The 14,944-nt window shown below is 67.3% G+C and carries 11 protein-coding genes; 7 read left to right on the top strand and 4 right to left on the bottom strand.

Annotation, left to right across the window (positions count from 1 at the left end):
* Positions 1 to 11: 11 nt before the first annotated feature.
* A complete protein-coding gene (locus LCM32_RS10260) occupies positions 12 to 2,069 on the bottom strand; it encodes an ASKHA domain-containing protein (protein WP_224820975.1) in 2,058 nt (685 codons plus the stop codon).
* Positions 2,070 to 2,291: 222 nt separating this feature from the next.
* Here LCM32_RS10260 and LCM32_RS10255 point away from each other — a divergent pair, with 222 nt between their 5' ends.
* From LCM32_RS10255 to guaB, 3 genes are all read left to right on the top strand, one after another.
* Positions 2,292 to 3,515 (top strand): MFS transporter, encoded by a 1,224-nt coding sequence (locus tag LCM32_RS10255; RefSeq protein ID WP_224820974.1) that lies wholly within the window; start codon positions 2,292 to 2,294, stop codon positions 3,513 to 3,515.
* A 125-nt stretch (positions 3,516 to 3,640) separates the two neighbouring features.
* Positions 3,641 to 4,807, top strand: coding sequence for a hypothetical protein (locus LCM32_RS10250; RefSeq protein WP_224820973.1), 1,167 nt, complete (start codon positions 3,641 to 3,643; stop codon positions 4,805 to 4,807).
* Between the two features lie 129 nt (positions 4,808 to 4,936).
* Positions 4,937 to 6,385 (top strand): IMP dehydrogenase, encoded by a 1,449-nt coding sequence (guaB, locus tag LCM32_RS10245; RefSeq protein WP_224820972.1) that lies wholly within the window; start codon positions 4,937 to 4,939, stop codon positions 6,383 to 6,385.
* A gap of 474 nt (positions 6,386 to 6,859) precedes the next feature.
* Here the strand turns inward: guaB and LCM32_RS10240 are convergent, their stop codons facing one another.
* Positions 6,860 to 7,111, bottom strand: a complete 252-nt coding sequence (locus LCM32_RS10240; RefSeq protein ID WP_224820971.1) for a hypothetical protein — start codon at positions 7,109 to 7,111, stop codon at positions 6,860 to 6,862.
* Between the two features lie 224 nt (positions 7,112 to 7,335).
* Positions 7,336 to 7,719, bottom strand: a complete 384-nt coding sequence (locus tag LCM32_RS10235) for a response regulator (protein WP_224820970.1) — start codon at positions 7,717 to 7,719, stop codon at positions 7,336 to 7,338.
* Between the two features lie 217 nt (positions 7,720 to 7,936).
* Between LCM32_RS10235 and LCM32_RS10230 the strand changes: the two genes are divergently transcribed.
* Complete coding sequence (locus LCM32_RS10230; RefSeq protein WP_224820969.1) at positions 7,937 to 9,112, top strand: RsmB/NOP family class I SAM-dependent RNA methyltransferase; 1,176 nt, start codon at positions 7,937 to 7,939, stop codon at positions 9,110 to 9,112.
* Positions 9,113 to 9,468: 356 nt separating this feature from the next.
* Entirely contained in the window at positions 9,469 to 11,766 is a 2,298-nt protein-coding gene (locus LCM32_RS10225) for an ATP-binding protein (protein WP_224820968.1), read from the top strand.
* Between the two features lie 301 nt (positions 11,767 to 12,067).
* On the opposite strand, the gene LCM32_RS10220 is transcribed toward LCM32_RS10225, so the two are convergent.
* On the bottom strand, positions 12,068 to 12,661 hold the full coding sequence (locus LCM32_RS10220) for a gamma-glutamyl kinase (RefSeq protein WP_224820967.1): 594 nt from the start codon (positions 12,659 to 12,661) through the stop codon (positions 12,068 to 12,070).
* Between the two features lie 191 nt (positions 12,662 to 12,852).
* On the opposite strand from LCM32_RS10220, the gene recA reads away from it, so the two are divergent.
* Positions 12,853 to 13,923, top strand: coding sequence for a recombinase RecA (gene recA, locus LCM32_RS10215; RefSeq protein WP_224820966.1), 1,071 nt, complete (start codon positions 12,853 to 12,855; stop codon positions 13,921 to 13,923).
* A 401-nt stretch (positions 13,924 to 14,324) separates the two neighbouring features.
* Positions 14,325 to 14,819: a DUF3421 domain-containing protein gene (locus LCM32_RS10210; RefSeq protein WP_224820965.1), complete on the top strand. Its 495-nt coding sequence runs from the start codon at positions 14,325 to 14,327 to the stop codon at positions 14,817 to 14,819.
* The last annotated feature ends 125 nt before the right edge of the window (positions 14,820 to 14,944 follow it).

Raw genomic sequence — 14,944 nt, 5'->3', positions numbered from 1 at the left:
ACAGGAGTTCCTCAGCCACGGCGGCGTCGCCTGCGCCCTCCGCCAGACCCGTCACCACTGGTGTTGAACGAGACCTCCGGCAGGGTCACGATCGCGCCCAGATGGGGGAAGGGATCGCTGGCATGGGGCAGGGCATTCGCGGCCACGAAATGCTCCTGGAACTTCGGCGCGATGGCGGTTTCGACCTTGGTGATTGCGCCCACGTCGCGTTCGATCTGCGCCCGGGCCGCCCGGTTGCACAGCGCGATCCGCGCGCCGGTGCCCGCAGCATTGCCGGCACTCGTCACCTTGTCGAGCGGCACATCGGGGATCATCCCCAGTACCATCGCATGTTTGGGCGAGATATGGGCCCCGAAGGCCCCGGCCAGCACCACGCGGTCCACGGTGTTGACCCCTCGTTCATCCATCAGGAGGCGCGCGCCCGCGTAGAGCGCGGCCTTCGCCAGCTGGATCGCCCGGATGTCACCCTGTGTGACGGTGATCCGCGGGCCGCCCTCGGCGCTGCCGTCCCAGATCAGGTAACTGTGGGTACGCCCGTCAGGCTCGCAGCGCGGCGTGCCGGTCTGTTCTGCGCTGCCGACCAGGCCGGAGGCATCCAGCACGCCCGCCATGCGCATCTCGGCCACCGCCTCGATGATGCCGGAGCCGCAGATGCCCGTGATCCCGGTCTGGGCCGTCGCCTCGGCAAAGCCCGCCTCGTCGGACCAGAGATCGCAGCCGATGACGCGGAAGCGTGGCTCGCGGGTCACCGGGTCGATCTCCAGCTTTTCGATGGCCCCGGGCGCGGCCCGCTGCCCCGAGGAGATCTGCGCCCCTTCGAAGGCGGGGCCGGTGGGCGAGGAACAGGCCAGCACGCGGGTCCTGTCGCCCAGCAGGATCTCGGCATTGGTGCCCACGTCGACGATCAGCACGAGATCCTCCGAGGCCTCGGGTGCCTCGGAGAGCGAGACTGCCGCCGCATCAGCCCCCACGTGGCCCGCGATCAGCGGCAGCGTGTAGAGACGGGCGCGGGGATTGATGGTAGAAAGGCCGACCTCACGGGCGCCAAGCGCCTGCGCCGAAGAGGAGACAAGCGCGAAGGGCGCCTGTCCCAGCTCGGTCGGGTCGAGGCCCAGAAAGAGGTGGTGCATCACAGGGTTACAGACCAGAGTTGCCTCAAAGATCAAACCCGGATCAATGCCCGCATCGCCTGCAAGGTCCACCGCCAGCCGCGCCATGGCCTCGCGCACCGCGCGCGTCATCTCGGCATCGCCGCCGGGGTTCATCATCACGTAGGAGACCCGGCTCATCAGGTCCTCGCCGAAGCGGATCTGCGGGTTCATCAGCCCGGCGGAGGCCAGCACCTCGCCGGTGACGAGGTCACACAGGTGCCCGGCGATGGTGGTGGAGCCGAGGTCGATCGCCAGCCCGTAGAGCCCGCCTTCATGCAGGTCCGGCCAGATGTCGAGGATGCGCGGCGCGGCCCCGGTGTGATCCTGAAAGACCGCGACGGAAACCTGCCATTGGCCCTTTCGCAGCACGGGCTGCAGCTTGGCCAGAAGCGACAGGTCCGCCGTGGCCCCGGCAAGGCCCCATTGGGCCTCCAGCGCTGTCGCCACGCGTTCGAGATCCCCGGTGGGGACGTGCATGTCGGGTTCGGCCACGTCGATGAGATAGAGGCGCGTCGCCGGGTCCATGGTGATCGCGCGGGCGGTGGCGGCCTTGCGCACCACCTGCTTGTGAACCTGGCTTTCCGGCGGCACGTCGATCACGACGTCATGCAGGATCTGCGCCTGACAGCCGAGGCGGCGGCCTTCGGGCAGTCCGCGGACGCGGTCATAGCGCTCCTCCACCGCGTTCCAGTCGGAGAGCGCATCCTCGCGCACGGTCACGCCATGCTTGGAGAAGGTGCCATAGCCCGGCGTGATTTGGCACTTGGAGCAGATCCCGCGCCCGCCGCAGACGGAATCGAGGTCGACCCCCAGTTGCCGCGCAGCCTGAAGCACGGGCGTGCCCGCCGCGACGCGGCCGCGTTTGCCCGAGGGGGTGAAGATGACGAGGGGATCGGTCGTGGCGGGGTCTTGGCTCATGGTCGGCACTTTGTGAGGGCGTGAGGCGAGCATAGGGACGGGAGGGGCCCCGTCGCAACCGGGAGCGGCAGATCAGGGCGCGTGGGCGGCATTGCGCGGCAGGGCACAGTGGGCTGCGCGGCCCCGCTCGAAAGGGCGGATGGACATTCTGCGGTGCAGCGGGCAAGGTTGTCCGGATTTTCGCGGCACCTCCCGCGCCCCTCCTGACCCCCGAAGTTCCAGATGACCGATACGCTCACACCGACGTCCCCCCGGGCGCCCTCTGTCCCCGTGCTGGCCATGGTGACGATCCTCGCCGCCTCCTCGCTGACCGTGATGGCCAATGCGACCATCTCGCCCGCGCTGCCGCAGCTGCGCGCGGCCTTTGCCGACACGCCGGGCATCGAAACGCTCAGCGGCCTCGTGGTGACGCTGCCCTCGCTCTTCGTGGTGCTGACCGCCGCCGCGATCGGCGTCATGGCCGACCGGATGGACCGCCGTCCGCTGATGGTGGGGGCGATGCTGCTCTATGCGCTTGGCGGGGCTTCAGGCCTTGTGGCACAGGAGATCTGGCAGCTGCTGATCGGGCGCGCGGTGCTCGGGCTTGGGGTGGCGGGGACGATGACGCTGGTCTCGGCCTATGTCTCCAGCCTCTGGATCGGGCGGGACCGCGAGCGTTTCATGGGGTTGCAGATGGCCGCCATGAACATCGGCGGGATCGTCTTCATGATCGGCGGGGGCGTCATGGCCTCCTTCGGCTGGCGGACGGCCTTCGGTGTCTATCTCGTGGCGCTGCCGCTGGCGCTGCTGGCCTTCGTGACCCTGCGCGGGCTGACCCGGAGCGCACCGCGCCCGGGCCCCGCCGATGCGCCGAAGGGGCCGCAGCCGGCCTTCCCGTGGAAGGCCTATGCCGTGCTGGGGTCGCTGGCGCTGCTGGCCATGGCGACGATGTACATCCTGCCCACGCGGCTGCCCTTCGTGCTGGCCGAACTAGGGGTGACCAACTCCACCCACCTTGGCCTCGCGCTCTCGATGATGACGGTGGCCTCGCTGCCGGGGGCCGTGATGTTCGGCAAGATCCGCCGGATCATCTCGCCCCGGGTGATCATCGTGGTGTCCTTCTCGGGCATGGCGCTGTCGCTGGTGGTGATCAGCCAGGCGACCTCGCCCTGGATGGCGGTGGCGGGCGTGCTGATCATGGGGGCCTCGATGGGGCCGGCGATGCCGAACTTCATGGCCTATTTCATGGAATTTGTACCGCCCATGTACCGGGGCCGGGCGGCGGGCCTGATGACCATGGGCTTCTTCGGCGGGCAGTTCCTCTCGCCGCTGATCTCGGCCCCTCTGGCCCATGCCTTCGGGCAGCAGGGCGGCTTCCTCGCCATGGCGATGCTGCCGCTGGCGGTGGCCATCGTGGCCGCCTGCGTCATGGTGCTGACACCGCGCCCGGTGCCGGCCTATGCCTGAGGTGCAACAGGGCTGAACGGATCGTCGCGACCACGTGTCGCGACCTCGCGTCATACATCTTTTGCGTGTATGGTTCGGAATAAGCGAAGAATTTCGCTTGCGTTTATTCCGTTGCGAGGCCCGTGATGCTCCCTCCCGTAGCCCTCCGCCGGTGGTTGCCGGTTGTCCTGCTTCTCCTGCCGCTGATCTCTGCGCCCCTGAGGGCCGAACGGATCGAGGTCGGGGGGGATCTCTATGTCTCGGACCCGGAAAGCGGGGCCACGCCGGCCACGCAGCGCAGTCTTTTCGCCATTGGGTTTTCCGTGGCCCAGGGGGCGCCGGTGGCCAAGGACGCCCATGTGGCGGGCTTCCGGGTGGACCTGAGCGGCGCGATCGGCGGAGACCTCTATGCCGCGGGCGGCTCGCTCACGCTCGATGCTCCGGTGGCGGGGGATGCCAGCCTCGTGGCGGCGTCCATCGCGACGACCCGGTCGGCCGCCGTCACCGGCAACGCCCGGTTGAGTGCCGGGACGCTGGTGCTGGAGGGCGCGATGAACGGCGCGCTGCTGGCGAGCGGCGGCACGGTGACGCTGAACGCGCCGGTGGCGGGGGATGTGTGGATCGCGGCGGGGCAGGTGGGCTTCGGCCCCGAGGCCCGCATCGGCGGCGTTCTGCATCTTGCCACCTCGGACCGGCCCGAGATCCCGTCCTCCGTCGTTCCGGCGGAGCGAGTCGTTCATGAACAGCTCGACAGCCACGCCCGGCAGGCGCTGGACCATGTCACCGGGGACTGGACGCGCCCGGGCCCATGGACCGCGCTGCTGGGGGCCGTCGTCGGCCTCGGCTTCTTCCTGATCTTCGGCGCGGCCCTGCTCAGCGTGGCCCCCGAACTGACCGAGCGGCTGCGGCTGCGAGCCATGACGCGGACCGGGCAGGTCTTGCTGGCGGGCGTGCTGGGGCTCTCGGCGCTGGTCGGGCTGGTGCCGGTGGCGGCGCTGACCATCGTGGGCATTCCGCTGCTGCCTTTTATCATCGTCCTGATCGTACTGACATGGACCTGCGGCTACATGCTGGGCGTCTACACGATCGCCATGCGGCTCTTCGTGAACTTCGGTCGCCCCGGTGCCACGCCCGAAGACCCGACGCTGGGGCAGAAGCTGCTGGTGCTGGCGGCGGGCATCGTCGTGACATCGCTGGTGAATTTCATCCCCGTCCTGGGCTGGATCGCGAATGTCCTGATCATGCTGCTCGGCACCGGCTCGATCGCGGCGCTGATCCTCGAGAAGCTCTTCTCCTGTCCGCAGACGCGATGACCGCGCCTGCCTGCCGCATGTGCAGGGCGCATGTCCGCTGCCGCGTCTTTGCGGTTCTTTGGGGCTTTCCACTTGTCGGCATCCATGTAATAGGGAAGCGCCAATACGAACATCCCATGGAGTTGACCGATGGAGATTCGTGAGGCGCTGACCTTCGATGACGTTCTGCTTGTACCCGCTGCCTCCAGCGTGCTGCCGTCCACGGCGGATACGCGGACGAAGGTGACGAAGGCGATCTCCCTGAACATCCCGCTGCTGTCCTCTGCCATGGACACGGTGACCGAAAGCCGCATGGCGATCTGCATGGCGCAGGCCGGCGGCATGGGGGTGATCCACCGCAACCTGACCGTGGACCAGCAGGCCGAAGAGGTCCGCCGGGTCAAACGCTTCGAGAGCGGGATCGTCTACAACCCGATCACTCTGCGCGCCGATCAGACGCTGGCCGATGCCAAGGCCCTGCAGCAGCGCTACAACGTCACCGGCTTCCCGGTGGTGGATGAACGCGGGCTTGTCGTCGGCATCGTCACCAACCGGGACATGCGGTTCGCCAGCGATGACGACACGCCGGTGCGGGTCATGATGACCTCCAACAACCTCGCCATCCTGCAGGAACCGGCCGACCGTGAAGAGGCCAAGAGCCTCATGAAGGCCCGCCGGATCGAGAAGCTGCTGGTGACCGACAAGGACGGCAAGCTGACCGGCCTGCTGACCCTGCGCGACACCGAACAGGCCGTGCTGAACCCGACCGCCTGCAAGGACCAGCTGGGCCGTCTGCGGGTCGCCGCGGCCTCCACCGTGGGGGATGCGGGCTTCGAACGGTCGCAGGCGCTGGTGGATGCGGGCGTCGACATGATCGTCATCGACACGGCGCATGGCCACTCCGAGGGCGTCGCCCGGGCGGTGGAACGGGCCAAGGGCCTCTCCAACGAAGTTCAGATCGTCGCGGGCAACGTCGCCACGGGCGAGGCCACCCGCGCGCTGATCGGCGCCGGGGCGGATGCCGTGAAGGTCGGGATCGGCCCGGGCTCGATCTGCACCACGCGGATGGTGGCCGGTGTGGGCGTGCCCCAGCTGACCGCGATCATGGATTGCGCCGCCGCTGCCGGTGACACGCCGATCATCGCCGATGGCGGGATCAAGTTCTCGGGCGACTTCGCCAAGGCGATCGCCGCCGGGGCATCTGTTGCCATGGTCGGCTCGATGATCGCCGGGACGGACGAAAGCCCGGGCGAGGTGATCCTCTACCAGGGCCGGTCGTTCAAATCCTACCGTGGCATGGGCTCGCTCGGGGCCATGGCGCGCGGCTCGGCCGACCGCTACTTCCAGAAGGACGCGGCCTCGGACAAGCTCGTTCCCGAAGGGATCGAGGGGCAGGTTCCCTACAAGGGCGCAGCGGGCGCGGTCCTGCACCAGCTGGTTGGCGGCCTGCGCGCGGCCATGGGTTACACCGGCTGCGCGACCGTGGACGAGATGCGTCAGAACTGCACCTTCGTGAAGATCACCGGTGCGGGCCTCAAGGAGAGTCACGTGCACGACGTTCAGATCACGCGGGAATCGCCGAACTACCGGGTCGGCTGAGCCGCCCTGACGAGATCTGTTGATCGCCTGACGGCCCCGCCCTGTGCGGGGCCGTTCGCGTTTCGGGGGGCGGTGGGAACCGTTCGGGGATCAGGCGGGGCGCCTAGGCGGCATCAGGTGTCGGACTTTGGCCGGGTTGGCCTTCGACGTTCGGGTTGTTCATCGCCGGTCGTGTCAGGCGTCGTCGGGTCCGGTGCAAATGGCTCCTGACGGCGAGGGAGCCAGTGCATCTGTCAGCGCTGGCCGAGACGGTCGTCCAGTGCGGTTCCTTCAATGTCGCCGAGGGCACCTGTCTCAGGCGGCGCCCCACGCACATGCGGGCGCGCCAGAGGACCCTCCTACAGGCGCCAGCCGGGCGCAATAGCGGTGCACGCAGCAAGTGCGGTGCAGAAAACAACTACGTTGCCGCAAAGGGATTTGGTCTGTGCTGCGTTGCGCAGCCAGCGGGCCGCCCCGCGGGGCGGCGACCTGATATCAGTGCCGAATCCGCGTCGAGGTCTCGAGGATCTCGAGCAGTTCCGCGTCGTCGTCGTCCCGGTCGTCGTCCATCATCATGCCGCCTTCCAGCTCATGGATGCGCTCCACGAGGCTGTCGTAGGTGGCGGCCGAGACCAGCACGAAATCGCCGCGCCCGGGGCGATCAATCTGCAGCGGCGCGGAGCCCAGTTCCTCGGCGAGCATGTCGACGCATTGGTTGAGCAGCGTCAGGGTATTCTTGTCGGTCATCTTGCGCTCCCGTCTTCGAACGGGGGTGATAGCGCATGGGGCCGGGAATGACGAGGGGCAAAGGCAGGGACAAAGCCGCGTACGGGGCCGGGGCAAAAGTAGCGGGAGCCGCGGGGGCGAAAGCAGCCCGGATCATCGGCGGTTCCCCGTATCCGGCACCTCTCCCGCCGGGCAGGCGCTCGACATGCAACCTGGCCCTGCGCCATCAAGTCCTCTGTTTCAGCTCATCGCACCTCCCCCAGACCATGGGCCTGCACGACGCGCCGGACGGCCTCGGGCGTGAAATCCCGCTTCGACCAGACCTCGCAGACGTTGGACGCGCGGGCCTTTGCGTAGAGAAAGGGTGAGGGCCAGTCGCTCACGATCACCACGGGCACGCGCTTGAACCGCTCGTCGCGCGCCATCTCCCCGACGAAATCGGCGCCCCAGCCATCGGGCATCGAATTGTCGAGAAAGACCAGCGAGACCTCCACCGCCTTGAGCACCGCCCGCGCCTCAGACAGCGCACCGGCAAAGAGGACCTCCACCGGCAGGCCGGTCGCGTCCATCGCGCGGCGCATCATCTCCTGATCGAGCGACGAATCGTCGATGATGAGGCATGTGGACAATCGCGGCATGGCGGGCAAACCTGCGTTCGGGACATTCAGCGCCGCGCCCGTTTTGGAAGAATGACCGGCCGCGACGGTGGCGAGTGTCGGGTCTCTGTCTTGATACTTGGTAAAGATCGCCCCGGGCCGGATGACTTTTGCGCCGGCGGGCGGGGGCAGGCTGGAAACGCGCGGCGCTCTGTGGCACTAGGCGGGCCGCAACAGGAGAGACAGGACCATGACCCCCGGGGCACGTATCGCGGCGGCCGCAGCGCTGCTGGACGAGATCGCAGGCGGCACCGCTGCCGAGAAGGCGCTGACCGGCTGGGCGCGGCGCAGCCGGTTCGCCGGGTCCGGTGACCGGGCCGCGATCCGGGACCATGTCTTCGACGTGCTGCGGCGGTGGCGCTCCTGCGCTGTGCTCGGCGGCGGGACGTCCGGGCGGGCGCGGATGATCGGCTTGCTGCGCAGTGAAGGGCGCGACCCGTCGGAAGTCTTCACGGGCGAAGGTCACGCCCCGGCGGCGCTGACCGAGGCGGAGATGGCGCCGCCCGCAGAGATGACCGCGGCCGAGGCGCTCGACCTGCCGGACTGGCTGCTGGCGCCGCTTCAGGAGGCGCTCGGCGGACAGGCCGAAGCCGAAGTGGAGATGCTGCGCCACCGGGCCGCCGTGTTCCTGCGGGTAAATCTCGCCAAATCGTCTATGGATCAAGTGGTTGCGGAGCTTTCTTCAGGCGGTATCGAAGCCCGGCCGCATCCGCTCTGTGCCACGGCGCTCGAGGTGATCGAGGGGGCGCGGCGCATCAACCAGAGCGACGCCTATCGCGATGGCCGGGTGGAGCTTCAGGACGTCGCAAGCCAGGCCGTTACGGCTGCCCTGCCGCTGGACGGGGTCGGGACGGTGCTCGACTACTGCGCCGGGGGCGGTGGCAAGACGCTTGCCATGGCCGCGCGGCACAAGGCCCGCTACATCGCCCACGATGCCCATCCGCAGCGTTTGAAAGACCTGCCGGAACGCGCCCGCCGCGCCGGTGTCGCGGTGGAGATCGCCGCCACCACGGCGCTGAAACGGCAGGCGCCCTTCGATCTGGTCCTGACCGATGTGCCCTGTTCCGGCTCCGGCGCCTGGCGGCGCTCGCCCGAGGGGAAATGGGCGCTGACGCCCGAGGCGCTCATGGCGTTGAACCGGACACAGGACGAGATTCTCGACGCGGCCGCCGGGCTCGTGGCCCCGGATGGGGTGCTGGCCTATGCCACCTGTTCGCTGCTCAGGGAAGAGAATCACGACCGTGTCGCGGCCTTCCTCGCGCGGCATCCGGAGTGGCATCTGACCTACGAACGCCAGTTCCTGCTCTCCGAGGGCGGAGACGGCTTCTACGCCGCGCACTTGACCCGGAAGAGCCCCGCCGCCTAGCCTTTTCCCGCGTACCGATCCTGACCTGTCCCGTCTTGCCGGCCTTAAGGTGGAATTAACTCACCGTGCGGCAGAGTGGGGGCAGGCGGCCCGCCGGGCTGTCACGGACGGGTCGGACGATCCGTGAGAGAGGGGGCCGCGGAGGGGCGATGACGCAGGGCGTGGCAGAAACGGACAGTGCGGAGGGGCCCGGCGACACGGGCGCACAGGCATGCGCCCTTACCGAAGGTACGGTTGTGCCGAAAGTTGCGCGCTCTGAGACGGAGGCCTCATCAGGTGGGAAACGGCCTGGCCGGGCGGACGGGTCCACACCGGCCACCACAGGTGCGAGCCCGTCGAAGGCTGCAGACTTCAGTATGTCGGAGATGAGCGGCGGCGCGGTCGCGCGACTCTCTGCCGCGCTCATGCCACGGCGTCGCCTGATCGTAATCCTCGGGATCGCGATGCTTGTCACCGGCCTCGTGATGCGCCAGCAATTGCTGGCGATCGCTCTGATGGGCGCCGGGCTGACCCTGACCTTTTTCGCCCTCCTCGTCACGCTGGTCTGTCAGTTCCACCGCCGCGAGACCGAGGGCGCGGACGAGGCGATCATGGGCTTCGTGCGCGATGACATTGCGCCTGCGGCCATCGCGGACAGCGAGGGGGTGATCCTCGCCCGGAACAGCGCCTGCGATGGTCTCGCCAGCCCGGAGAAGGCGCTGACGGTGGCCGGCCTCATGGCCGAGAGTTTTTCGAACCCCTCTGCCGTACTTTTCCGCCTGCAGGCCCGCGCCGCGCGCAGCGGCACCGCGCGCGAAGATATCGTGACCCGCCGCGGACAGGCCCGGTTGAGCGCCCACCGCCTGCCGCGGGGGCGGTTTCTCTGGCGGATCGAGGAATTCGGCACGCTCGCGCCCGGCGCCGGCGCGCAGGAGCTGCCACTGCTGACCATCGGGCGGTCCAATGCCATTCTGCACATGAATGACGCCGCGCGGGCGTTGATCGGGCACCGGCCCAAGGCGCTGGATGCGATCTTCCCGGTGTTGCCCGTCGTGCCGGGCGCCACGCAGGAGGTCAGCGCGGCCAGCGGCGCCCTGCAGCGGTTGGTGGTGGAAACCGGCGATAGCCTCGGGCGCCGGGAGCTGTTGCTGCTGCCGCCCCCCGGCGACACGGAGGACCGGCCCGTGCCGGGCTGGGATTATTTCGACGAATTGCCGGTGCCGCTGCTGCGGCTCGGGGCCGACGGGCGCATCCAGATGGCCAACCGCTTCGCGCAGGCCTTGCTGGGGCCAGACTGCCGCGTGGATGCGGCGCTCTCCGATGTGGTCGAAGGCCTCGGGCGCTCGATCTCCGACTGGCTCTCCGAGGCGGCAGCGGGCAGGCCGCCGCCGCATTCCGAGTTCCTGCGCCTGAAAGCGCCGGACCGGGAGGCCTATGTCCAGGTCACGCTGAAGCGCGTGGTGGAGGAGGGCGCGCCCGCGCTGATCGCGGTGCTGAGCGATGCCACGGAGCTCAAGACGCTGGAGGCGCAGTTCGTCCAGAGCCAGAAGATGCAGGCGATCGGCCAGCTGGCGGGCGGCGTGGCCCATGATTTCAACAACCTGCTCACCGCGATTTCCGGTCACTGCGACCTGCTCCTCCTGCGCCATGATCCGGGCGATCCTGACTATGGTGACCTCGTGCAGATCAACCAGAACGCCAATCGCGCCGCGGCGCTGGTCGGGCAGTTGCTGGCCTTCTCGCGCAAGCAGACCCTGCGACCTGAGGAACTGGACCTGCGCGATACGCTCTCCGAGCTGACGCATCTCCTCAACCGCCTCGTGGGCGAGAGGATCACGCTGAGCCTCAGCCACGACCCCGTCCTCCGGCCGATCCGGGCCGACAAGCGCCAGCTGGAACAGGTCCTGATGAACCTGGTGGTGAATGCGCGCGACGCGATGCCAGACGGGGGAGAGATCCAGATCGTCACCGAAACCCTCCGCCTGCGGGAGCCGCTGATCCGCGACCGCGCCACCGTGACGCCGGGCGAATATGTGAGCGTGAAGGTGATCGACACGGGCCAGGGGATTCCCGCGGACAAGGTGGGCAAGGTTTTCGAACCCTTCTACACCACCAAGCGGGTCGGCGAGGGCACTGGGCTCGGCCTCTCGACGGCCTATGGCATCGTGAAGCAGACCGGCGGGTTCATCTTTGCCGAGAGCACCCCCGGCGAGGGGAGCTGCTTCACCCTGCTGTTCCCGGTCTACACCGCCCCCGCGATGCCCGCCGCCTCCGAGAAGGAAGGCGATACTGCCGGCCCGGGCCCACGGGCCTATGGCGTCGTCCTTCTGGTCGAGGATGAGGCGCCGGTGCGCGCCTTCGCATCGAGGGCACTTCGATTGCGAGGCTATACCGTGCTTGAGGCCGAAAGCGCGGAGGATGCCCTGCGCACGCTGGAGGACCATCAGTTGCAGGTCGATCTCTTTGTCACCGATGTGGTGATGCCCGGGATGGATGGGCCGAGCTGGGTGCGTGAGGCCCGCAAGAACCGTCCCGACGTCCGGGTGGTCTTCGTGTCCGGCTACGCCGAGGAGAATTTCTCGGCCGGTGACGGGAAGATCCCGAACTCGGTCTTCCTGCCGAAACCCTTCTCGCTCGCGGAACTTACCGAAACAGTCCAGCGTCAGTTGCACTGACCCTTGAGGGGGATCGTGGGCGTAGGGCAGCGCGGTCGTCGGTACATGAGATCCAATTCCTGCCGCAGGCGACGAACGGCGGGACGGGACGACATCATCCCACGGCGCCGAGCCATCCCAACGGCCCGAAGCGACTGCAAATGTCGAGCGTTCCGAAGGGCCCGAAGGGACCGCAAACGTCCAGCGTTCCAAACGCCCGCAGGCAAACGGCGAGCGCTCCGGTCGCCTACAGGCCGGGGAATTGTCCGCGACGTCCGGCGCAAAGCGTGAGGTTTAACCGGTGCGGCGTGCGACGGGCACGTCAGCCGATGCTGTCCCAGAGCGCAAATTCCTCGGCACATTTCCGGCGCAGCTTGTCCTCGACCTCTGCAGAGAGTGCCAGCTCCATCCGGGGCGAGACATTTTCTTGGTCCAGTTCCAGCGTCAGGCCAAGCCGCGCTTCGAGGAAGCGATGGATGGCCGGCTGGTCCTCGTAGCGGAAGAGGTGGGTCACCCGCGTCCCGTTGGGTTGGGGTTCGAGAAACTTGGCCTGGCTGCCCACGTTGGCGAAGGGCGGCTGCTTGCCCTGGCAGTAGGCGAGAACGAAGTCGTCGAAGCTGATCCCATGGGTGGCATTCGCCTTGCCCTCCATGAAGGGCCGCTGGCGGTAGCGATACCAGGAGCCAAGCCAAGAGATCGGCTCCCGCATGACGGCCATGGTTTCGATTCCCGGATCGACGAATTTCTCCAGCATGGGGCGGAAGAAGCGGTTGTAGCGGTAGACCGGCGCATGTTTCAGCTCCGGCGGCTCCTTCACAAGGATATCTGCATGGGGCCCAAGAAAGCTTTCCATGGCCGTGGTGCCCGTCTTGGGGACCGAGAGGATCACAAGTTTAGCCTTTGAAAAGACGAGCATATTCCTGAACTCCCCCCGGACGCCGCGCGCATGTCCGGCGTAAACTACTCCTTAACTCTTCTGCGAAAAAGTGGGGAATGAGAGGAATTTAGTTGAAATGTTCTCTGTTTGGTCTCATGTTGCGAAGAACAAGAGGCGAACATCGGCAGTGATTGCCGCCCCGCACGGGGTGTGAAATAAGGGGGCCAAGAATGGCAACGGCAGATCTTTTGAGCATGGACAGCAAGCGCGACCCCAACAAGCAAAAGGCGCTGGACAGCGCTCTGGCCCAGATCGAACGGCAGTTCGGCAAGGGCTCGATCATGAAGCTCGGCGGCAAGGACGCGATCCAGGAGATCGAGGCCACCTCGACCGGATCGCTGGGCCTCGACATTGCCCTCGGCATCGGCGGCCTGCCCAAGGGCCGGATCATCGAGATTTACGGGCCCGAAAGCTCGGGCAAGACCACGCTCACGCTGCATTGCGTGGCCGAGGAACAGAAGAAGGGCGGCGTCTGCGCCTTCGTCGATGCGGAACATGCGCTTGATCCGGGCTATGCCCGCAAGCTTGGCGTGGACCTTGATGAACTGCTGATCTCTCAGCCCGACACGGGCGAACAGGCGCTGGAGATCACCGATACGCTGGTGCGGTCCGGTGCGGTCTCCATGGTCATCGTCGACTCCGTCGCGGCGCTGACGCCGAAGTCGGAGCTTGAGGGCGACATGGGCGACAGTTCGGTCGGCGTGCATGCCCGCCTGATGAGTCAGGCGATGCGCAAGCTCACCGGTTCGATCGCGAAATCCAACTGCATGGTGATCTTCATCAACCAGATCCGGATGAAGATCGGCGTCATGTTCGGCAGCCCCGAGACGACCACCGGCGGCAACGCGCTGAAGTTCTACTCCTCCGTGCGTCTCGACATCCGCCGCATCGGTTCGATCAAGGATCGGGACGAGGTCGTCGGCAACGCGACCCGCGTGAAAGTGGTGAAGAACAAGGTGGCCCCGCCGTTCAAGCAGGTCGAGTTCGACATCATGTACGGCGAGGGCATCTCCAAGATGGGCGAGTTGCTGGACCTCGGCGTGAAGGCGGGCGTGGTCGAGAAATCGGGCTCGTGGTTCAGCTACGGAGATCAGCGGATCGGGCAGGGGCGTGAGAACGCCAAGACCTTCCTGCGCGAGAACAGCGCCATCGCCATCGAGATCGAGGACAAGATCCGTGCGGCCCATGGGCTGGACTTCGGCGCGTCGGACGAGGACGACGGGGATATCCTCGACGATTGAACGCGGCGGAGACCCCGCGCGATCCTGTGACATGCTAAGGCCGGGCCGGATGCCCGGCCTTTTTCGTGATTGCGGCCTCTGGGGTGGTCACGGGGCTGGGGTCTGCCGATGTGGGCCCTGTAGTTGGATGCAACGAAGAGGCCTCTCGAACCTGCCCTTCAAGCAGCGGCGACACGCCGGCCCGTTCGTTGGCCCGATCATTAGGCCAGATCGCGAGGCCAGATTTCGAGGGGCAGCAGCCCCGGCTTCTGCAAGGACTGGTTGAAAAACGCAGCCTCCGTGCCACAGGGTCTTCTGTGCTTTCAGGGGGATACGAAACATCGCTTTGGAACCGACGCGGCCTCGGCATGATCGGCGGCGGCGCTCGCCACTGCGGCGAGGTCCCAAGACCGAGGTAGAGAATGCATTTCACAAAGACACTGGCCGCGTTGGCCTGCCTGCTGTCCGCAGGCACCGCGCAGGCAGATCCCTTTTCCAATGGACCGGGCCAGGGCGGTTCGATCCCCCGCGGTGCCTTCGAGGCGGGCTGGGAGGCCAACGGCGCCTGGCTTTATTCCTGCGTGACCGAACACAACGGCGGCTGGCACCCGGGCAAGATCCGTCCCGGCTTCAGCGGCTGCAACTTCGGCTACGGTGGCCGCGAGCTGACCGCTTCGCACTACCGGGTGCTGACGGGCACCTACAATTGGCTCAATATGAGCAACACCCCCGGCTCGATCCCCGGCGCTGCCGTGCCGATCGGCTATGAGGCGGACGGGCGCACGCTCTATGTCTGCCGGGGCGAGTACAAGGGCGGCTGGCATCCCGGCAAGATCCGCGCAGGCTTCAGCGGCTGCAGCATCGGCTATGGCGGGCGCGAGATCGAGGTCAAATCCTACGACGTCCTGATTCCGTAAGGCCGCCACCGCATCCCGCGCGCGGAGGGCCTTGCTGCGCGGGATGATACACGCATGGAGGCGGTAGACTTCACCCGCGCTGGTCGTTACATCAGCGGGACGTTAGAGACCCGGAAGGTGCCGCC

The organism is Pseudooceanicola nanhaiensis (genome assembly GCF_020171315.1).
Taxonomy (GTDB): Bacteria; Pseudomonadota; Alphaproteobacteria; order Rhodobacterales; family Rhodobacteraceae; genus Pseudooceanicola; species Pseudooceanicola nanhaiensis_A.
This window is presented reverse-complemented; position numbering and strand designations above follow the sequence as displayed.